The sequence below is a fragment of the Bradyrhizobium sp. CCBAU 51627 genome (assembly GCF_028128765.1).
Classification (GTDB): domain Bacteria; phylum Pseudomonadota; class Alphaproteobacteria; order Rhizobiales; family Xanthobacteraceae; genus Bradyrhizobium.
In genome coordinates this window covers 656136-677295 of record NZ_LBJG01000024.1, presented here as the reverse complement: position 1 = coordinate 677295, position 21160 = coordinate 656136, and the positions used below count along the sequence as shown (strand labels likewise).

Below are 21160 nucleotides of genomic sequence, written 5' to 3'. Positions count from 1 at the left end.
CTATCCTCCTCCTTGCAGGGCGGCCCACATTTCCTGGTCGCGCTTGTCGGTCCAGATCACGGGATCGTCGATCCCGGACGCTTCGTCATAGGCGCGCGACACGTTGAACGGCAGGCAGTGCTCGTAGATGGCGAAGCTCGAAAATTTGGGCTCCATCACCTCGCGGGTCGCGGCCATCGATTCCTTCAGCGTACGCCCTTTCGCGACCGAGATTTCGGCTGCGCCATAGAGCGAGGTGACGAAATCGCGCGTCATCGCGATGGCTTCGCGCACGGTGGCCGTGCCCTTCAGCGCGTCGCCGCGGCCCGGCGCAATCGCCTTGGGATTGAAGTTGCGGATCTCGTTCAGCGTCATTGGCCATTCGCGCAGATGCGCATCGCCGCAATAGCAGGCCGAATGGTATTCGATGAGGTCGCCGGAGAACATGACTTCGGCGTCCGGCACCCAGGCGACGATATCGCCGGAGGTGTGGCCGGCGCCAAGCTGCATCAGCCGGACCTCGCGCTTGCCGAGATAGATCGACATCTCGCCTTCGAAGGTGAGCGTCGGCCAGGTCAGGCCGGGGATGCTCTGCGCATCCTGGAACAGGCGCGGGAAACGGCCGTATTCGGAATCCCAATCCTGCTTGCCGCGCTCTTCAATGAGGCGATAGGTCTCCTGCGAGGCGACGATGCCTTGCGCCTTGTAGGCGGAAGCGCCGAGCACGCGCACGGCGTGATAGTGCGAAAGCACGACATATTTGATCGGCTTGTCGGTGACCGCGCGTACGCGCTCGATCACCTTGTTCGCCATCGCCGGCGTTGCCTGCGCGTCGAACACGAGACAGCCGTCGTCGCCGACGATCACGGCCGTGTTGGGATCGCCCTCGGCGGTGAAGGCGTAGAGATCGGTGCCGATCTCGGAGAAGGTGACTGTCTTCTCAGCGAGATCGCCGGTGGATGCGAAATTCTTCGCCATCGGGTCATCCTTTAATTCAGTGGTTTTTTTGCTGCCGAACGCTGAGCGACCGGTCGTTGACGCCCGCCCGGTTCGCCACGACCCAACTAGCGGCTCTATCGGTGTCCCCAGACAAATCTTTCTTGACCTTCTGCAATTTGCCAAGGGCTTACCAAGGCCTCTACCACCGCATTTGGCGTGTTTCTGTAGCACCGTATACCAGCGTCGCTTTTCGGTTGGTTCTAGTCTTCGGCGTCAATGAGCGACGATGTCCAACGGGGCATTGACGCCCGATTTGATCGGAGAGGGCCTTTGTATACGACGAGTACCGCGTTTCTGGATGCTTTGCAGGAAGCTGGCGTGTCATACATCTTCGCCAATTTCGGCAGCGATCACCCGGCCATTATTGAAGCCCTTGCGAACGCCAAGGCCCGAGGCCGTTCCCTTCCTCGCTTGGTGACCTGTCCCAACGAAATGGTAGCGCTGTCTGCCGCACATGGCTTCGCGCAGGTTACCGGGCGCGCCCAAGCTGTTGTGGTCCATGTCGAATGCGGCACCCAATCTCTCGGCGGCGCGGTCCACAATGCAGCCAACGGGCGGATACCTGCTCTGATTTTTGCTGGCGCATCGCCCTTCACGCAGCGTGGAGAGATGTTCGGAAGCCGCAACGAATACATCCACTGGATCCAGGACGTGCGTGATCAACGCGGGCTCGTTCGCGGCTATGTGAAGCACGACAATGAAATTCGGACCGGCCACAATGTGAAGCAAATTGTCCGGCGCGCGATGCAGGCGGCCCACAGCGATCCTCAAGGCCCAGTCTATCTTGTAGGGGCCAGAGAGGTGATGGAGCAGCCGCTGAACGAAGAGGAACGTGAATCTCACTCCATTCCGCTGTCGGCTTCGGCACTCGCCCCCGCGGACGCTGCATACGTGGCGAACATGCTTACCGACGCCAAGATGCCTGTCGTGGTCACCTCGTATCTAGGACGAAGGAAAGCCGCCGTTCCAGAACTGGTCGCGCTCTGCCAGCGTCTTGCCGTGGGCGTGATCGAGTCCGTGCCGTGCTGCATGAACTATCCGCAGAACGACCCCATGTACCAAGCCAATCAATGGAATGAGGCGTTGCAGAACCCCCTCCTCGCCGAGGCTGATGTCGTACTCATCATCGATAGCGATGTTCCTTGGATCCCGACCATCAATCAGCCTTCGCCGTCGGCTCGCATCGTTCACATCGACGTCGACCCGCTGAAAGAGCGTATGCCTCTGTGGTCGTTCCCGGTGGAGCGCAGTTATCGGGCCGATGCGGCGACCGCGCTTCGACAGATCAACGACATATTGCAAGCCATGCCCGTCAATCCGCAGGTGGATCGGCGACGATCCCGCCTCGTGACGGCACATAACGAGCGGCGTCGGCTTCTGCGCGCGAAGGAGCCCCTCGCCGATCCGGCCGGCGTCGTAACACCTGAGGCTTTGACCACCGCTGTTCGCGAACGGCTGGATTTGGATGCCCTCGTCGTGAACGAGGGCATCTCAAACTACAAGACCATCATCGATCATCTCGAGCTTTCTCGTCCCGGCAGCATGCTCTGCAGTGGAGCAGGCTCACTCGGCTATAATGGCGGAGCAGCGATCGGGGCGAAGCTCGCGCGGCCGGACCAATTCGTCGCGTGTCTGACGGGAGATGGGTCCTACATGTTTTCGGCGCCGTCAACCGTCCATTGGATGGCGAGGCACTATGAGACGCCCTTCCTTCAGGTCATCTACAACAATCGAGGTTGGAAGAGCCCGAAACTCTCGACGCAGGCGCTTCGGCCGAATGGGGCCGCCGGACGGCGCGACGGCATTGGTGTCGAATTCGATCCTCCGCCGGATTATGCGGGGATCGCTGCCGCCGCCGGGGGAGCGTTTGCGCGAACCATCAAGCGAGCTGGCGAACTTCATCAGGCACTTGATGAAGCATTTGACGTCGTTCGAACCGAGCGGCGATGTGCCGTTCTTGATGTTTGGCTGCAGGCACTTTGAGCACCACTCGGGCCGGCAGCAGCGGGATGAACCCATGCACGGGACAATCGATCTAGATTGCGACCAGGGATGGCAACGGCAACGCTATTTCCAATGGTGGACCGGCGCCAAGGCTGACATTGAGGTGCGTGAGCCTGGGAAGGGCAAGGTCGTCGCCGCAATCGGAATCGCCGGCCCCGATCTGCACTGCGAGCGGTAGGCTCCTGGTTCATCAGAAGCTCGCACAGGAGTTTGCGCGCGGAGCGTGGACCGGGCCTGCATGCCATCAACGCCGTGGGTCGCGATCAGGTCCCGGCCAACGTCGTTTGACTTCTTGCCCGCCAATTTGCCGAGAATCCTCTCTCGGCTCGACAAGCTGGCGCGCTGCTCGGTCGCGGAGAGGTCCGTCTTGCAACTGCCTTTGGCGAGTGCCAAGTTCTGCCCATGAGCCGAGAACTCACTGAAACCTGGCACCTGACGGAGGAGCTGGTTGCTCCATGGTTGCGCGTCGCCAACCGCGCCAAGAAAATCGATCTACGCAAAGGGCAACATCTTTACGATCAGGGAGAGGTTAGCCCCTACTTCTGGTTTCTGATCAAAGGCGAGATGAAGGTCTCTATGACTCGCCCGGACGGCGAAGAGATCGTGGTGGATGTCTTCGGTCCTACATCTCTCTGCGGCGATGGTCCGGCCTTGGATGGTAAGCCAAGATTTACCGCGGGACAGGCGACGCGCGATTCCAGCTTCTTGCGCTTCGACGCCCGTGACCTACCAAGCATTTTCAAACTGGATACTGATCTACCCCTTTCGCTCCTGCAAATTTCCAGCATTAAGCTGCGGGTCGTCGCGACTCGGCTTCAGTTCCTAGGAAGCTCATCAGTTCAGGATAGAATAGCGGAAACGTTGCTTCGTCTCGCGAACAATTTCGAGGACGGCGAACACAGCGATGGCCTGGTGCGAACGCGGCTCTCACATGCCAAGCTCGCTGCCATGACCGGAACAACGCGCGTATCCGTGACGCGTACGCTCAAGCGCCTGCGTGAGAGCGGCGTAATCGCGGTCGAGCCGGACGGCCTGTTGCGCATTGTAAATTCGGAAAAATTGCTAGCTCAGTGACCGTGTGTCAGGACGATCGTACGTTGCCCCTGCCGTTGTTCGTCCAAAGCGGCCGGGCTCGACAAGGTCTGTAACTCCGTATACCGGCGCCTGTCCCCCAATGTGCAAGCATCATTGCACTTACGTCAAAACGGGGGAAATCATGCGCAATTTTGCTTCAGAGCTGTGTTGTGCGAGCGCCGCGGCCGCAGCCATCTTCATCGTTCAGCCGGCTGTGGCCCAGGAAAAGCCGGAGCTTAGAATCACGGCAATCATCTCGTCGACGGGAGCTGCGTCTCCGATCGGTATCCCCGAACGCATGGCTGCCGACCTTTGGGAAAAAAAGTTCTCGGCCCGAACGGATTTACCTTACAGGCCCAAAGTGACGATCTACGACGACGCATCGGACCCAACGAAATCGTTGAGCATTGCGCGAAAAGCCATAGAAGAGGACCGCGCGCATGTCGTCATCTGCTGTACGACGACTCCTGCATCCTTGGCCATCATCGATACGGTAACCGCCGCGAAGGTTACGAACATCTCGATGGGCGCGGCGACAAGTGTCGCTTCACCGGCGTCCAGCAGACCGTTTACCTACAAGACGCCGATCTCGGACAACCTTCTGTTTCAGCAGATGCTCGGCTACATGAAGAGCCATGGCATCAAGCTGGTCGGCTTCTTCGGCGCCGAAGATTCTTACGGCGAAAACGGCCTCAAGGAGCTTCAGAATGTGGCCAAGGCGGATGGACTTGAGGTCGTCGCCACGGAGCGCTTCTCACGCCAAGATACGAACTTCACCCCGCAAGCCCTACGCTTGAAACAGACAAAGCTGGATGCGATCGTCGTCTATTCGACCCCTCCGTCCGCCAACCTCGCTCACGAGGCGCTCAGGCGCGTTGGGTACCAGGGGCCACTCTATCATGGTGGAGGCTCGGCAAATAACGCGTTTCTTGAACTAGGCAAGAGCTCAATCGAGAACGCCGTCGTCGCCGTCGGCGGCCTGAACGTTTACGATCAGATCTCCAAAGACAATCCGATGCGGAAGTCCTTGGAGGAATTTGCTGCGATTTACGATGGAGCCTATGGAAAAGGCAAGGTCGACTTGTTCGGTGGACAAGCCTGGGACGCAATGAACCTCGCCGCAACGGCGTTCCAGGACGCTTTGAAGACGCGGGTACAAAAGGACGATCTGCCGGCAATGCGGATCGCCGTTAATGACGCAATGCAGCGAATAAAGGAGTTTCCGGGCGTCGACGGCGTCTTCAATTTCACGTCCACGGATCACCTTGGTTTGGACGGAAGATCGAACTTCCTGGCCCAAGTCCGTGGTGGTCGATTCATCCTGTTAAGAGAAGGGACCGCCAAGCACTGACATGGCGCATGTTCTCTGCCTCTCGCGAGCTCGCGGTTTGCGAGAGGCGGCCGATATGGCACGTCCATTGGCTCACTCGGCAGGAACGCCGCATACTTTAATGTAATCCGACGCCGAGCAGCCGCTCGACCATCTTGGGGTCGTTGCGCAAGTCCGCGCATTCCCCACTCCAGACCGCCTTGCCCCGTTCAACCACCATGACCTGCTCGGCAAACCGTAGCGCTCGTTCGATCTGCTGCTCGACCAAAACGATGGTCATCTCGCCAGAGCTCGCTAACGCCGTGATGATGTCCATGATCTGATCGCAGATCACCGGGGCGAGGCCCTCAAGCGGTTCGTCCAAGAGGAGAACCGAGGGTCTCCCCAACAGCGTTCTGGCAAGCGAAAGCATCTGTTGCTCGCCGCCCGACAGTTGCATCCCGAAGTGGCGCCGGCGCTCAGCCAGCCTCGGGAACATCACGTAGACCTCTTCTAGCGCCTCTCGACCTCGATCTTTGAGACCTGCGACCAGGTTTTCTTCCACCGTCAGCGACCGAAAAATGTCGCGTGTCTGCGGTACGTAGCCGAGACCTCGCTGAGCGCGTGTAGATGCCTTGGAATCCGTGAGATCTGCTTCGCCCAGGAATACTTGCCCGCCATGATGGGTCGTCAGACCCATGAGCGATGCGAGCAAGGTCGTCTTGCCGACTCCGTTTCGACCAAGGACGCTGAGACGACCTCCGGGCAAGACCTCGAAAGACATGTCATCAACGACACGCGTGGGGCCATACCCAGCACTGAGACCTTTGACTTCAAGACGCGTGGCGGGCATCTGCGTAGCTACCTAGATAAGCTCGACGGACTTCCTGATGGTGCGTGACTTCTGCCGGATCGCCCTGGAAGATCAGCTTTCCGTTGGCGAGAACGAGCACACGGCGGGCAAATTTGAAGACCAGGTCCATGTCATGCTCGATCATCAAAACCGCGATATCAGATGGCAATCTGTCGATCGCCTCGATGATCTTGGAGGACTCCTCTGACGGCACCCCTGCCGCGGGCTCGTCCAGGAGCAGGACCTTCGGCTCGAGAGCAAGCCCGATTGCCAGGTCAAGAAGGCGCTGCTGGCCGTACGCCAATTTCGAGACCTGCCTGTCGGCCAGATGGGCGATACCGAGCGTTCCAAGGGCCCGCTCCCATTCCCGGCGAACGTCCGGCCGATCCATCGGCGAGGAAAAGATTTGTCTCGTGAGCCCCTTTCGTTGCATCACGGCGAGCGCGACGTTCTGTGCGACCGTCAGGCTCTTGAAGAGCCTCGTAATCTGAAATGTTCGAATCAAGCCAGCATCGACGCGATCGGAAATCGGTAGCCCGGTCACATCAACCCCGGCGAGCTGTACGGCGCCTTGTGAAGGGGTCAAGTCACCGGAGATGACGTTGACGAGCGTGGTTTTGCCCGCGCCGTTCGGGCCAATCAACGCGACCCTTTCTCCCTTCCCGATACTGAAGGAAATATCATCGTTGACCCTCATCCCGCCGAAGGACATCGAAACGTTTCGCAGTTCGAGCAGGGACTGGCTCACGGGCGCCTCCGCAGCACCGAGGCGGTGCGACCGGCAAGCAAGCCCCCCAGGGACACCAGGCCCTTCGGAGCGAACAACACGACCGCGATCAGCAAAGCACCGACCATCGTCATCCAGTGAAATGGATTCGCAGCCGACACATAGTGCTCAAACACTTGGAAGACGATGGATCCGATCAGCGCTCCCCAGAGACTTCCGGCGCCCCCCAGGACGAGCATGACAAGAGCTTCAGCCGAGCGTTCAAAGCCGACGCTATCCAGCCCCACGACGCCCGTGTTGATGGCGTTGAGAGCCCCGCCGATTCCGCCAACAACGCCCGACACGCCATACATCAGCACGAGCCGAGGATAAACGCGCGCGCCGATCATGCGTGCCCGAAGGCCATCATCCTTGATCGCCTGGCAAAGCAGGCCGAAAGGCGAGCGCACGATTCTAAGCAGCACCACGAAAACGATCAACAGAACCGCAACCGAAAATACGTAGCCGGTGCGGCCGTACATATCGAATGCATAGATACCGAATATCCGTCCTGGCGATATGCCGGACAATCCGTCGCTTCCACCGGTGAGGGTGGACAGTTTGTTGGCCAATGCTGCAACGAGCTGTCCGACGGCAATGGACAGCACGAGCTGGGGGAGGCCCTTGAACCTCGTGACAAGGGCCCCTGAGACCAGCCCCATCACGGCACCGGCCACTGCCCCCACGAGCAACAGCAGCAGGGGGTCGGAATGTCCGGCAAGGCAGGCGTTACCCACGACGTAGGCGCTCACACCGTAGATCGCCGCATGTCCAAGGCTGGCGACACCGCAATATCCCGTGACCAGATCGAGCGACAGCACCAGAAGTGCGATGCTGATCAGTCGCGTCAGAAACGCGAGGTCGTCCGGAAATAACGCGTACCCGAGCGCTCCGAGCGCCAGCGTGATTGCGACAGCGCGCAGCTCGAGCGGGAGGGTTAAACGAGGCGCGCTCATGCCATCGACCATGGTTCGATCGGTCACGTCAGTGTCTCCTGCCCAAAAGGCCGTTCGGGAACAGAAACACGACCAGGATGACCGCAAGATAGAAGAAGAACTCACCATATTCGGGCGCCAGGTATTTGCCGGTCGTGTCTGCAAGGCCAAGCAATATCGATGCCGCCACGGCGCCTGGTATCGATCCTGCCCCGCCGACCGAGACGACGACAAGGAAAGTCACCATATATCTGAGCGCGTAAAATGGTTCGACGGGCAAGAGCTCGGCGCCCACCACACCCCCGAACGCCGCCAAGCCGACCGCAAGCGCGAATGTCGCGGAAAAAAGGATCTGCGTCTTGATTCCGAGCGACTCGGCCATATCACCGTTGTCGACCGCGGCACGCAGCCGGATCCCGAACTCGGTGCGGTCGATCAGCAGCCAGAGCAAGCCTGCTGTGCACACTCCGCAAATCACCACGAAAATCCTATGAGCTGGGATCATTCGGAAGCCAAGGTCGACGGGACCGCTCAGCAGTGGAGGCAGCGGAATGGGTTTGGTTGTCGGACCAAGAACGTAGTTGGCAACGCCGATGATGACGAACGCAATTCCGATTGTGAGCAAAATCTGGGTCAGCTCATCGGACTTGCGATAAATCCGGCGGTAGAGAAGAAACTCAAGTGGAAAGGCGATCGCGATGGTGCCCAGGACTGTCAGGACAATCGCGAGCGGATATCCAACTCCTGCGTTCTTGAGCGCGAAAGACGCGAGATATCCCCCGATCATCGCAAACGCGCCATGAGCAAGGTTCACTACCCTCATCAGGCCCATCATGATGGACAGCCCGATGGAGATGATGAAGAGCACCATGCCGTACGAAAGGGCATCTAGCCCGATGCTGAGACCCGTCCACGCCATTAGTTGAATACTTCTGCAGCTTTGAAATGTTGCGATCCCAACACGTCATGCTGAATGGTCCCGCGGACTACCGTCATCAAGGTCTTGACCGACCGCAGGTCGACGGACGAGTCGAACGGGTCCTGGTCCAAGGCGATCAGGTCCGCGGCGCAGCCGGCGCGGAGAGTGCCCCGCCAGCTCTCCTGTCGCATCACATACGCGCCGCCCTGCGTGTAGCTCGCGATCGTCTGGCTGCGCGAGAGGGCCTCGTCCGCACCCATTGGCTTGCCCATCGCGGCACCTCGATCCAAGGCATTCGCCATCCCGACCCAAGGGGAAAAGTCGCCGGTCGGACAGTCTGAGCTGGAGACGTAGGGAACTCCCGCCTCCAGGACCGACCGAGCCGGGTATCTGGTCACGGCCCACGGACCGAACGCTTGGAAGGTCGAGCGATGCATCACCGAAAGAAAACTCGGTTGCGAAACCACGATCGCTCCAACATTCTTCATTCGCGCTAACCCGCCTTCCGGCGGACAGGTGTAGTGTTCTATACGATGACGCGCCTCAGGCCAGGGCTTGACCCTCTGGGCACGCTCATAGGCTCCGATGACCCGCGAGATCGCCCGATCGCCGACGGCATGAACGGCCACTTGCCACCCATCGAGATGCGCCTCGACGATCACCTGCTCGAGATCGTCCTCGTCGCGCACGAAGAAGCCTGTGCCGGCGGCATCGTGATATGGAACGCTGACGGCAGCCGTACGAGCACCAACGATGCCATCTGCGAAGAATTTCAAAGTGCTGGTTTGCCAGTCGGGACTGCGGTGTGGCACGAGCTTGCGCGCCATGGCCTCCTTTGGATCCAGCCGATACATGAAACCGAGACGCATCAGCGTCTTGTCGGATCGGAGCAGCTCCCAGGTTGCATGCTCCTCGTCGAAGCCGCTGGTGAAGCCGACGGCTGCCTCGACGGCCGCCGTCAGCCCAAGCTTCATTGCGTCAGCGATGGTCGTCCGAAGTGAGTTGGCGACCAAGGCCCGCTCCACGTTCGGCATTCTTCGAAATACAGCGTCCGCGGCACTTTCCTTGACGACGCCGTCCAGCCGCCCTTTCGCATCGCGACCGAACGAACCGCCGATCGGGTCCGGTGCGCCCTCCTCTATATCCAGTGCTCGCATGGCGGCGCTGTTGATGATCGCCGTGTGACCGCAAAATCTGCGGATCACGACCGGGTTCTCGGGAGCAGCAACGTCGAGCTCATCGCGGGTCGGATAGCGATGCTCCGGAAGACCGTTCTCGTCAAACCCAACACCCCGGATCCACTGCCCATTCGAGCCGCGGCGCGCTGCCGACGAAACGCTCTCGAGCAGCTTGGCATGCGATTTCACCGAGGCCGGATCGAGAGCGATCTGGAGCCGCTCGGCAGCGATCCCGAACAGATGGATGTGTGCGTCCGTCAAGCCGGGTATCACAGTTGCTCCGCGCAGTTCGACGGTGACGTCTGCGCAGGGGGCCTCGTCCTGAGCGCCGACAAAATGAATGGCGCCATTTTGCATCACCAGCGTATCGGCTGGAATCCGGTCGCTGGCATCGCGATAGATGCGACCGTTGACGAAGCGAATAGACTGCGACCGACCACTCATTCTGGGCCCTTCTCCGACACGATGAAGAGATTGCTCGCGAGATTTACTTCGCGAGCAATCCGCTCTAGTTCTTCGCCAGGCCCCAGTCCGGCTGCGCATCGAACGTTTGCAGTTCCTTGTTGAGGAGCTTCCCGTCCTGCTTCACGACTTCGCGCAGATAAACGTTCTGACGAATATGTCGGGTATCCGGGTCGATCGACACGGGTCCGCGCGGGCTGACCCATTTTATGCCCTTCACGGCCGCAAGGGCTTTGTCCGGATCCTTCTGACCGTTCGTGGCCTCAACCATCTTGTAAATGAGCCGAGCACCGTCATAGGCCGCGACCGACGCCATGGTGATTTCGTCAGGCTTGGCGCCAGCCTTGATCATATCGGCCAGGAAGGTTTTGTTCTCTGGAGAGTCGTGCGAGACCGCGTAGTGGTAAGTCGACAAGATGCCTTCGCCGCTGTCACCAATATTCGGAAGATCGGGCTCGGTCACGACATCACCCGTGGACAACAACTTCACCCCAGACGCCTTCAGTCCGTTGTCGATATAGGCCTTGACGAACCCCAGGGTTGGCGGACCGGCCGGCAAGAACGTGAAGATCATGTCTGCGCCGGAATCCTTGATCCTTTGCATGATTGGGCCGAAGTCGGTCGTATTGAGCGGCATCCTGATCGATTGGGCGATGGTGCCTCCATCTGCCTCGAACGTCTTTTTGAAGGCTGCTTCAGCATCGATGCCGGGGCCGTAATCGCTTACGGCGATCGCCACCTTCTTGGCCCCCTTGGCCTTCGCCACTTTTGCCGCGGGGACCGTGTTCTGCCACATCGTAAAGGACGTCCGTACAATGTAGGGGCTCTTCTCGACGATCGCGGACGTAGCGGCGTTCATGACGATCATAGGCACCTTCGCTTCCTCGAGAAGCGGAGCGACGGCCAGGGCGTCGGGAGTGAAGTACAGCCCCGCGATGTATTGAACCTTCTCCTTGACGATCAACTCCTGCGCCAATGATTTCGACTTGGCGGGGTTCGGCGATTCTTCGTCGCGATAGACGAACTCGATCTGATGATCGCCGACTTTCGATCCATGCTTGGCCACCCAGGTGTCAATGCCGTACTTGAAGTTCTGGCCGAACAACGCATACGGACCGGACATGGTGCCGATGATCCCCACCTTGATCGTGTCGCTCTGCGCCGGCGACATCCAGGCAGTAGCAATCGCGACGGCCCCAGCAAGTCCAAACCTCAAACTCATGTCTCTCTATCTCCCGCTTCGGTGATGCTGTTTCAGAACATTTCGAAATATTCTCGCTGCTCCCACTCGGTGACCGTCGATTGGAAGCGCTCGATTTCCGCGTTCTTGATGAAAACGTAGTAGTCGACGAATTTCTCTCCGAGAGCCTCGCGGAAGAAGGGGTCATCACGCAACGCGAACACCGCCTCGCGCAAGGAGGTCGGTAGGAGGTTTGCCTTGGTCTCATATGGGGTGTCCGCGGACGCACCGGGATCGAGTTGCCGATCAATGCCGTTGAGACCGGCCAAAATCTGGGACGCCATGTAGAGATAAGGGTTTGCGGCCGGCTCGCCGATCCTATTTTCGAGCCGAGTGGCCTTATCGTCGGGACCGCCGAGCACGCGGATCATGACGCCCCTGTTGTCGCGTCCCCAGATCGCCCGGTCCGGAGCCAGCGAATAGGAACGGTAGCGCTTGTAGCCATTGATCGTCGGCGTCGAGAAGACCGCGGATGCCCTGGCATGCTCCAGCAGCCCAGCCATATAGTGCTTGCCGAGTTTCGACAGACCGGCCGGCTCGCTCGTCATGAACGCGTTGACGCAGTCTTTTCGGGAGACCAGCGATTGGTGAAGGTGCCACCCCGATGACATCACATTCGGTATCCGCGGCCGGCACATGAAGGTCGCGTGATAGCCATGGCGGTTGCAGATCTGCTTCACTGCCGTACGAAACAGCACCATGGTGTCCGCCGGCTCAATGCCGACGGTGGGCTGAAACACGAACTCGCACTGGCTCGGCCCGTATTCCACCTCGATCGACCGAAGCGGCAAGCCCAGCGCCACGATGTTTTGCCTGATCAGCTCGAGCGCAGGCTCCATCTGGTCATAACGTTGCTCCGTCAGGTACTGATAGCCCTGCGAAAGCAGGCTGACCTCCGGAGGCTCACCCGGTTCGCCGGGACTGCCGGCGTCCCAAGGCGCCAGTCGGGCATTCTCGACTTTGAAGATGTGGCATTCGACCTCGAGGCCCGCTTTGAAATCATAGCCCCGGTCTTTGAGCTGCCCCAGCACGGATTGGTACAAGCCCCTGGAGGCAAAGGGCACGGGTCGTCCGTCTGAGAAGTAGAGATCGCAAAGCACCCACCCTGTTTTTGGTGCCCAGGGAAGAACCTTGAAGGTGGTGGGATCGGCGACCATCATGACGTCGCCTCCCCCCTGCATTTCGTTCATCCCAAACCCGCCGCCGGCGGTGAAGACGGGAAACACCGTGCGGTGAGAGGTATCTTTCGCGAGCAATGTCGTCGTTATCGAGCAGCCGCTCTCGATCGACGAGAGCGCCTCGGAAGCGACCAGCGCCTTGCCGCGCAAAATGCCGTGCTGGTCCGGAAAGGAGAGCCGGATCGTATGCAACTCCTGCTCCTCCGCCATCCGCCGCATGCGGATGGCAGCCTCTTTCTGTTCGGCCGACCAGAGACCGTGCTTTTCGACGAAACTCAACGACATCTCCTTTGCTGAGCTGGGCCGGCCCGGGTTACTCGGCGGCTGTCAGGTGAGGCACCTTCTTGGCGAGCTCGGCGGGCACCGGCGCGGCCCAGGGAGCGCCCCGACGACGCTTGACGTCCACTTCCATCCAGTAGGTTTCCCAGCCCTTCGTCGGACCGATGCCGTCCATTGTGGCCGGCCCTTGGATGCTGCGCGCGCTGGCAGCGTCGAGGAACAGCAGCGGCTTGCCCCCGGAAGCCACCTTCTCGATCTCCTGGCGAAGCAGCCGGCGGTACTGAATGATCGCCTTGTCGGATTGCCCGAGATGCTCACGCGTCCGGTCCTGAATAGCCCCCATCGACTCGACGGCCCATTGGTCGTGGACGTTGATATCCGCGCCCATGCCGGTGTAAGTCTCGGTCGCCTGCTCGTGCGGGTCGAAGCCGTAGTCATTCGACTTGTTCTTTCGCGAGCGGTATTCCGGCAACTCATAAAGCTCGAGGCGCTGCGCGCGCATTTTCGCCTTGTCGACGGGCGCGGCGTAGCTGGTAAAAATCGCGTACCAATAGCAATTCTCGTCATCGACCGGCACATGCCACTGAGTAATCGTCATCTCCGTGCTCATCGGAATGACGAACGCATGCGGGAACAGCTGGTTGGTGACGCGAACGTGGGTGCGCTGCTCGTCAATCTCTCGCAAGGCGATGAGCCGCAGGCCGTATTCGGTGTGCTCGACGTTGATGATCGGCCGGTCGTACTCGCGCAGGACTTTCGTCATGGGCATTTCCGAATCTGCCGACGCACCACGAAACTGCTTGCCGTAGGCCGCCGATGTATCCTCATCCTCGAAGAACCGGTGAAGGAACGACGCATGAGCCGGATCGATTCCGACTTCCAGGGCCTGTAGCCAATTGCATTCGATCAGGCCCTTGAAGGCGAAGGTGTATTCGCCCGGCGCCGCGAAGCAGTCGATCTCCGGAAACGCCGGCGGCTCGCCTTCACCCAAATACGCCCACAGGATCCCGCCCTTCTCCAGGACGGGGTAGGACCGCTGCTTGATGTTTTTGCAGAGCGATGAGTTTGCGGGCTCGGCGGGCGTCTCAAGGCACTGCCCCGAGGTGTCGAACAGCCACCCGTGGAAGGCGCAACGCAGGCCACCGTTCTCGAGCCGACCAAACGCAAGATCGGCGCCCCGATGCGGGCAATCGCGATCGAGCAGGCCATAGCGACCCGTTTCGTCCTTGAAGAGAACGAAGTTCTCACCGAGAAGCTTAACCGCCTTGATGGGGCGTCCCTCCTCGAGTTCGTCGACAAGCGCAGCTGGCTGCCAATACATCCGCATCAGCTTTCCTGCGGGCGCCTTTGGTCCGACACGGGTAATGAGGTCGTTCTGCTCTTGGCTCATCATGACTTGGATTTCCTCTCTCCGGCTTCGAGATGCGTCCTCGGGCAATCTGGACGCGGACTAACGCTGAAACACGATCTTGCCGCCGACAATCGTCAGGTCGGCTCTGATGTCTTTGATCTGCTCCTCGGGGACCGTCATGAGGTCAGCCGACAACACGGTCAGATCCGCGACTTTTCCGACCTCAATCGTCCCCTTCTCGTTCTCTTCAAACATGTAGTGCGATGCCGCGCTGGTGTAGAGGCGCAGCGCCTGCTCGCGGCTGACGGCTTCGTTCGCTCCATAAACGTGTCCGGTGGGATCCTTGCGGGTCACCATGATGTACATGTTGATGAAGGGATTGATCGTGTTCACCGGGAAGTCTGTGCCTGCGCCGAGGCTGTTTAACCCCACCTTCTCGATGAGAGTTTTCGTGGGCACAGCCCGATTGGCGACCGCCGCACCTAGGAAGCGCTCAACGGTGGCAGCCTTGTCCCACATGAACACGTTCTGAAAGTCGACCCTGACACCGAGGCGCTTCGCGCGCTCCATTTGCTCGGGCAAGATCAAGCTTCCATGGATCAGGACGAAGCGCCGATCTTTGATCGATTTTTCCTTATCGGCCGCCTCGAATGCGTCGAGGACTTGATCGATGCCCTTGTCACCGACAACATGGACACCCACGCGCCAATTGTATCGATTGCAAATGGACACGAGCTCCTTGAGGCGTTCCGGCGATTGCTGGGCGATGCCGTGGTAGCCATCATGCGAGTCCGGATAGGCGTCGCGCATCAGAGCCGTCTTGAGCGTCATGCCGCCATCGTAAAGGATCTTGATCCCGGCGAACTTCAGCCAGTCATCACCAAAGCCCGACGAAGCACCGTTGCCTCGCATAGTTGCCTCCCAGGCCGAATTCTCGGCGGGCGGCTCGGGTCGCCACATGAGACCGACCCGCAACGTTGCTTCGCCGGCCTGAGCTACTCGCTGAAGGGCCGCAATGTCCCTGGCCGGCGTTGCACCTTCCACGGCGCTGGTGATCCCGAACGAGTTCAGAACTCCTTCTGCGAGCTTGAATTGGCGGAACTCGTCGTCCGCTGTCCACTCCGGAACGGCCTTCTCAACCTTGTCGATCGCCGTCTCCACAAGAACGCCCGTCAGGTCGCCAGCACCATCACGCTCGAACGATCCACCGCTTGGGTTCGGAGTGTCCTTCGCTACCCCGGCCCTCTCGAGAGCCATCGAATTGGCCATCGAGAAATGGCCAACGGTGCGGAGATAGACCGGATTGTTCGGCGCGACGCTATCGATTTCCTGGCGTGTCAGATAGCGCTTTTCCGCGAGTTGTGACGGGGGATGCCAGGCACTTCCGATAATCCACTCGCCGGGCTTCTTCTTCGCCACAAACTGCTTGATGCTTGCGAGAGCGTCCGCGACAGTCTTGGCGCCGCTCATGTTGACGACATAGTCGGACAGACCGGCAGCCTTGAAATGAGCGTGCGTGTCGATCAGTCCGGGAACGACAGTCTTGCCCTGCAAGTCGATTGTACGCGTGCGATTTCCGGCCAACGCCTTGATCGTCGCCGTGTCCGCGACGGCCAAGATCCTTCCGTCGCGGACGGCAAGCGCCTCAGCAACCGTCGACTGACCATCCAATGTGAGAAACTTGCCGTTGATCAAGGCAAGCGAGGGAGCGTTGGGCTCAGCCTGCTGGGCGAACGCCGCGCTCGACGTCAGAACTAGTCCTACGATTGCTGTTGTCAGCCTCATAAACGCGCCGCTCCCTGATGTTCGGTAGACGAACAATCGTCCGATTTTCTAAGAATGACTCCAATTTGACATGCAGGCAAGCAAAATATTTCCGCATAATCACCGCGCATGGAACCAATCGGCACCAAACCAACAAGCATATTGAGGGATTAAAGGAGCTGTTGTAACCGTTAAGCGAACTAATGTTCTTTGAGCGAACAGACGAGGGAGGCGCGCGGATGGCGCAAGTGAGATTTGTGCAACATGACGGCAGCGAAAAATGCGTCGAGGTCCAGCGCGATGTCAGCGTGATGCTTGCGGCCGTTCGAAGCGGGATCCGTGGCATCGATGGTGAATGCGGCGGCTGCCTCGATTGCGCGACCTGTCACGTCTATGTTGATGAAGGGCAAGCGAGTTCAGTCCCTCCACCGAGCGAGGAAGAGCTTGAGTTGCTGTCCGCCGTATCGGGAGAGCGGAAGCCGAACAGTCGGCTGAGTTGCCAGCTGAAGGTGCTGGCCCCACTCAAGGAGCTGGTGGTCCGTGTGCCGGCGAGGCAGTCATGACGGGGCTGGTCGTCATCGGCGCCTCGTACGCCGGGGTTCAAGCCGCACTCGCTGCTCGTGACGCCGGCTACTCTCAGCCCATTACCATTGTGTGCGATGAAGACTGGTTGCCGTATCAGAGGCCGCCCCTATCGAAGGATTTCCTTCTCGGACGCATCAGCGAGCAAAACCTGATCTTACGCGACGAGACCTTTTTCGAAAGCAAACAGATCAACCTCGTTCTTGGGCACCGAGCCACCGCGATCGATTTGCGGGCGCGACGTGTCACCCTGCCCGGTGACAACGCTTTGAGGTTTGAAAAACTAGTCATCGGCACAGGCTCGCGCGCGCGGCGAATCGCGGTTCCAGGCGCTGACCTGGACGGAATTTGCTATCTCCGTTCCGTGACCGACGCGATCGATTTGAAGGTCCGTCTGGCCGATGCGGCGGAGATTGTGATCGTCGGGGGCGGCTTCATAGGACTGGAAGTTGCGGCATCCGCAGCAAAGCTGGGCAAGAAGGTCACCGTCGTGGAAGCGAGCAAGCGCCTGCTTGAGCGCGCCGTCTCGCCGATGGTGTCGACCTTCCTTCTCGATACGCACTTGCAGGCTGGCGTCAACGTGTTGCTCAATGAAGCGGTTACTTCCTTCAAAGGCGATGATCGAACAGTGGCCTCCGTTGTGCTGGGCAACGGTGCCAGCGTCCGCGCCGACCTAGTGCTGGTCGGAATCGGCGGTATCGCCAATGATGAGCTCGCCAGCTCAGCAGGGCTCAAGTGCACGAATGGAATTGTTGTTGACGAGCACGGACAATCCGAGACATCGGGCATTTTCGCGGCCGGCGACTGCGCCAACCACTTCAACCGCTTTTGCGAAAGCTGGATCAGATTAGAATCGGTGCAAAACGCCCAGGATCAAGCGAAGGCCGCTGGGCTGGCCATCGCCGGCGCTCGAGGGCCCTATGAGAGTGTGCCCAGGTTCTGGTCCGACCAATATGACGTCAAGCTGCAGATTGTCGGGTTGGCCGGACAGTATGATCGGCACGCAGTCCGAGGTTCAATCGACGACGGAAGATTCTCGGTGTTCTACTATCGCCAGGGGCGATTGGTCGCCGTAGACAGCGTCAACCGGCCAGGCGAGCAAATGGCGGCTCGACGCCTCATTGCCGGAGGGGTTTCCCCCACACCGGAGGAGGCCGCAGACCCTTCTTTTGACCTCAAATCCCTGGTGACAGCCGGAGACAAGGCTGGCGCCTAACCCACGGATTTGTGATGGTTCTCACTTTCGAGAGGCCGCCGACAGGGACCGCCCAATAGAATGCCGAGACTAAAACGTACGGAAGAAGAGGAAAAGGCACGAGAAGGAGGCGAGTTCATCGAGACCCTGGATCGGGGTCTTCGCGTGATACAGTCTTTCGGCATCGAGCGCCGTCCAATGACCCTCAGCGACCTGTCGAAAAGCGCAAACCTTCCGCGAGCAACGGTGCGCCGGATCCTGATGACCTTGGTGAAATCTGGATTCGTCGTGGGCGACGAGCGGTTGTTTTCACTAACGCCCAGGGTGCTGCTTTTGGCTTCGGCCTATTTGACGTCGAACCAAATCAGCACCGTCATGCAGCCGTTGATGGACGAGGTCGCCGGCAAGGCCAAGGAGGTCTGCTCCCTTGCGATCCTGGATGGCGAAGAGGTCGTTTTTATCGCCCGTTCGAGTCCGGCGCGGGTATTTTCGACCGGACTGGACATAGGATATCGGCTGCCGGCTTTCTGCACGTCAGTGGGACGGGTTCTGCTGGGCAGGTTGGCAAACGACGAGTTGACGAGAACGATCGACGGCATGAAGCTGGCGGCTCAGACCCAGTCGACGCTGGTCGACAAATCGGCAGTGATTGCGACAATCATTGCCGACCGCACCAAAGGGTATAGCCTTGTCGATCAGGAAGCCGAAGAGGGCTTTCGATCAATATCGGTGCCAATTCGCCGCTACGATGGCGTCGTCATCGCAGCCGCAAATATTGGCGCTCATGTTGATCGCATCACGACCGGTGAGATGATCGATCGCTTCCTGCCTCTCCTCAAAGAGATGTCCCTCGCCGCGCAGCCCCTGCTCGTCTGAGAAGCTGCCCAGCTGCCCCCTTTTGGCAAGCACCGGTCATTTTAGCCGTTTCTTGTAGGCGACCGGGTCCATGTCACGGACATCCACGCTTATGCTGACCACATCCGGGCATCGCTCTGTCATCGTCCGTCGAAGGCTCGCACTCAGCTCAACCTTCTGGTCGGGCGATCGACCTTCCAGCAAATAGACCGACAGATGCACGAAGCTGTCACGCTTGCCGGCAACCAGGAAATCGTTGTAGACGCACGCCCGAACCTTGACGTCCTCGGCCTTCATAATCCCCGTTCGCCAAGCGGCTTCAAAGAGCGCTTCCATCAGGCCTGTTACGTCGTCGCGAGCGAGCGCCCCTTCCGAATATTCGATCACCAAATGCGGCATGACGTTATTCTCGTTTTTGGGTCGCGTTCATGAGATGACGTCTCCGTCGTAGACCGTTCGCCCCTCAACGATGGTCCGTACAGCCGTGATGTCTTTTATGCTTTCTTCCGGAATCGTCATGATATCGTCGGACAGAACAACCATATCGGCATACTTGCCCGGTTCTATTGATCCGACTTTGTCCTCCGAAAACGAATATCGAGATGCTGCGCTCGTGTAGAGCTGGATAGCTTCTTTCCGACTGATCCGTTCGCCTTCTCCATACACGTCGCCATGCTTGTCGCGGCGGGTCACCATGACGTACATATTGACGAACGGATTTAGGAGGTTGATGGGATAGTCTGTCCCCTGCCCGATCAAATTCAGGCCCATGATGTCGATCATGGTTCGCATGGGGAACGCTCGGTCGGCGGTGTCTTTCCCGAGAAATTTCGCTACGACGGCCGCCTTGTCCCAGAGGAACGAGGTCTGCGCGTCGACGCGCACATCCAGCTTCCGTGCGCGCTGCATTTGGTCCGGTCGCATAAGGCTGCCATGGATGACGATAAAGCGCCTTCCCTTGATAGATCTCTCAGCATCCGCCAGCTCGTAGGCATCCAAGACGCGGTCGACGGCGGCGTCCCCGACGGCATGGACACCGACGCGCCAACCATAACGGTTGGCCGTTGCCACCAAGGCATTGAATCTGGATGGCTCGATAACGATGGTCCCTTTGTAATCGCGATCGTCGGGGTAGCCGTCCCGCATCGCGGCAGTTCGCAATGTCATCCCGCCGTCGATCTGCAGCTTGACGCCGGAATAGCTGAGCCAGTCGTCGCCAAACTCTGACGCTGCTCCGATGCGAGAAAAGAACAGCTCCCATTCTTCGATTGTCATACTGGGATTCAGTCCACCCGTCGGCGCGTACATGGCGCTGATGCGCAGTGACGCCTGCCCGCCGCGCCGGACCCGTTGGTGGGCGCGGAAGATTGCGGGATCGACCGCCGCGCTAATTGCAGAGGTCAGCCCAAACTGATTGAAGTATCCCATTGCGAACTTCAGTTGCTCATCCCGCTCCTCATCTGACCATTCGGGCAGAAGGTTGTGAACAAGGTCCTCAGCCGCCTCCTCCAATGTACCGTTTGGCTCCCCGGTGGACTTGTGGCGATGGATGATCCCACCATCCGGATCAGGAGTTTCCTTTGTTATCCCCGCAAGTGCCAGTGCCTCCGAGTTGACGAGGGTGAAGTGGCCAATCGGCAAGCAGACCGGATTGTTGGGGGCGGCGCGGTCGAGTTCCTCGCGCGTCAGTAAGCGTTTCTCGGCCAGTTGCGAGACGGGGTGCCATTGTGCGCCACGCACCCATCGACCTTTCGGCAACTTGCCGGCGTGCTCCGCTATGCGGGCCAACGCCTGCTCGACCGTGGCGACGTCGTTTAGCTGCACTGTGTACTTGATCAGTCCCGCGCGCTCGACATGAGCATGGGTATCGATAAGACCCGGAAGGACAGTTCGGCCGTCCAAATCAACGACGGTCGTATTGGGGCCTGCGAGCGCCGAGATTTCATCGATCTTACCAACAGCGATAAAACGACCGTCTCGCACGGCTACGGCGCTCGCCACGCCAAACAGCGGGTCAACTTTGAGAAATTTGCCGTTGGTGTAAATCGTGTCGGGCGCGCCGATGGAGTCGGTACGGTTCGCGCCGCGGGTCCTATGGCCACGAGCCTCCACCATCTTCCCTCTCTCGTTTGTTCGACTACCGAACAATAGTTCGTATCATCGCGCGATTTTTATGCTTCCGGTCCGAAATTGTCAAAAAGACAATGCTCCAGCGATGTTTTGGAACGACAGATTGCA

Annotated in this window: 19 protein-coding genes; 7 read left to right on the top strand and 12 right to left on the bottom strand. The window is 59.4% G+C overall.

Translation table 11 applies throughout. The features are described from left to right. On the bottom strand, window positions 1–957 hold the full coding sequence (locus XH88_RS18110; RefSeq protein ID WP_271669617.1) for an MBL fold metallo-hydrolase: 957 nt from the start codon (window positions 955–957) through the stop codon (window positions 1–3). Window positions 958–1248: 291 nt separating this feature from the next. On the opposite strand from XH88_RS18110, the gene XH88_RS18105 reads away from it, so the two are divergent. From XH88_RS18105 to XH88_RS18090, 4 genes are all read left to right on the top strand, one after another. Further along, complete coding sequence (locus XH88_RS18105) at window positions 1249–2961, top strand: thiamine pyrophosphate-requiring protein (RefSeq protein ID WP_271669616.1); 1713 nt, start codon at window positions 1249–1251, stop codon at window positions 2959–2961. 34 nt (window positions 2962–2995) lie between these two features. After that, window positions 2996–3160 (top strand): hypothetical protein, encoded by a 165-nt coding sequence (locus tag XH88_RS18100; protein ID WP_271669615.1) that lies wholly within the window; start codon window positions 2996–2998, stop codon window positions 3158–3160. Window positions 3161–3384: 224 nt separating this feature from the next. Next, window positions 3385–4056 (top strand): Crp/Fnr family transcriptional regulator, encoded by a 672-nt coding sequence (locus XH88_RS18095; protein ID WP_271669614.1) that lies wholly within the window; start codon window positions 3385–3387, stop codon window positions 4054–4056. A 142-nt stretch (window positions 4057–4198) separates the two neighbouring features. Next, window positions 4199–5407, top strand: coding sequence for an ABC transporter substrate-binding protein (locus XH88_RS18090; RefSeq protein ID WP_271669613.1), 1209 nt, complete (start codon window positions 4199–4201; stop codon window positions 5405–5407). Between the two features lie 97 nt (window positions 5408–5504). Here XH88_RS18090 and XH88_RS18085 read toward each other — a convergent pair whose 3' ends face one another. From XH88_RS18085 to XH88_RS18045, 9 genes are all read right to left on the bottom strand, one after another. After that, on the bottom strand, window positions 5505–6218 hold the full coding sequence (locus XH88_RS18085; protein ID WP_271669612.1) for an ABC transporter ATP-binding protein: 714 nt from the start codon (window positions 6216–6218) through the stop codon (window positions 5505–5507). Then, window positions 6199–6930, bottom strand: a complete 732-nt coding sequence (locus tag XH88_RS18080; protein WP_271670376.1) for an ABC transporter ATP-binding protein — start codon at window positions 6928–6930, stop codon at window positions 6199–6201. The genes XH88_RS18085 and XH88_RS18080 overlap by 20 nt, the downstream gene beginning before the upstream one ends. A gap of 32 nt (window positions 6931–6962) precedes the next feature. Further along, window positions 6963–7940 carry a branched-chain amino acid ABC transporter permease gene (locus tag XH88_RS18075; protein WP_271670375.1) on the bottom strand — a complete coding sequence of 326 codons (978 nt, stop codon included), beginning with the start codon at window positions 7938–7940 and terminating at the stop codon, window positions 6963–6965. Window positions 7941–7968: 28 nt separating this feature from the next. Then, window positions 7969–8838, bottom strand: a complete 870-nt coding sequence (locus tag XH88_RS18070; RefSeq protein ID WP_271669611.1) for a branched-chain amino acid ABC transporter permease — start codon at window positions 8836–8838, stop codon at window positions 7969–7971. Beyond that, window positions 8838–10373, bottom strand: coding sequence for an amidohydrolase (locus XH88_RS18065; protein WP_271669610.1), 1536 nt, complete (start codon window positions 10371–10373; stop codon window positions 8838–8840). Before XH88_RS18065 ends, XH88_RS18070 begins: the two co-directional genes overlap by 1 nt. Window positions 10374–10524: 151 nt before the next feature. Beyond that, window positions 10525–11700, bottom strand: a complete 1176-nt coding sequence (locus XH88_RS18060) for an ABC transporter substrate-binding protein (RefSeq protein WP_442868446.1) — start codon at window positions 11698–11700, stop codon at window positions 10525–10527. A 32-nt stretch (window positions 11701–11732) separates the two neighbouring features. Continuing rightward, window positions 11733–13175, bottom strand: a complete 1443-nt coding sequence (locus XH88_RS18055; protein ID WP_271669609.1) for a glutamine synthetase family protein — start codon at window positions 13173–13175, stop codon at window positions 11733–11735. A gap of 34 nt (window positions 13176–13209) precedes the next feature. After that, entirely contained in the window at window positions 13210–14568 is a 1359-nt protein-coding gene (locus XH88_RS18050) for an aromatic ring-hydroxylating dioxygenase subunit alpha (RefSeq protein WP_271669608.1), read from the bottom strand. Window positions 14569–14625: 57 nt separating this feature from the next. Beyond that, window positions 14626–16347: an amidohydrolase gene (locus tag XH88_RS18045; protein ID WP_271669607.1), complete on the bottom strand. Its 1722-nt coding sequence runs from the start codon at window positions 16345–16347 to the stop codon at window positions 14626–14628. Window positions 16348–16529: 182 nt separating this feature from the next. On the opposite strand from XH88_RS18045, the gene XH88_RS18040 reads away from it, so the two are divergent. Genes XH88_RS18040 through XH88_RS18030 form a run of 3 tightly spaced genes read left to right on the top strand, consistent with a single transcriptional unit; the run spans window position 16530 to window position 18943 of the window. Further along, on the top strand, window positions 16530–16853 hold the full coding sequence (locus XH88_RS18040; protein ID WP_271669606.1) for a 2Fe-2S iron-sulfur cluster-binding protein: 324 nt from the start codon (window positions 16530–16532) through the stop codon (window positions 16851–16853). After that, window positions 16850–18088, top strand: a complete 1239-nt coding sequence (locus XH88_RS18035) for an NAD(P)/FAD-dependent oxidoreductase (protein ID WP_271669605.1) — start codon at window positions 16850–16852, stop codon at window positions 18086–18088. Before XH88_RS18040 ends, XH88_RS18035 begins: the two co-directional genes overlap by 4 nt. Window positions 18089–18148: 60 nt before the next feature. Then, a complete protein-coding gene (locus XH88_RS18030; RefSeq protein ID WP_271669604.1) occupies window positions 18149–18943 on the top strand; it encodes an IclR family transcriptional regulator domain-containing protein in 795 nt (264 codons plus the stop codon). Window positions 18944–18979: 36 nt separating this feature from the next. Here the strand turns inward: XH88_RS18030 and XH88_RS18025 are convergent, their stop codons facing one another. Both XH88_RS18025 and XH88_RS18020 read right to left on the bottom strand, forming a co-directional pair. Further along, complete coding sequence (locus tag XH88_RS18025) at window positions 18980–19321, bottom strand: 5-carboxymethyl-2-hydroxymuconate Delta-isomerase (RefSeq protein WP_271669603.1); 342 nt, start codon at window positions 19319–19321, stop codon at window positions 18980–18982. A 27-nt stretch (window positions 19322–19348) separates the two neighbouring features. Next, window positions 19349–21037 carry an amidohydrolase gene (locus tag XH88_RS18020; RefSeq protein WP_271669602.1) on the bottom strand — a complete coding sequence of 563 codons (1689 nt, stop codon included), beginning with the start codon at window positions 21035–21037 and terminating at the stop codon, window positions 19349–19351. Window positions 21038–21160 lie beyond the last annotated feature (123 nt).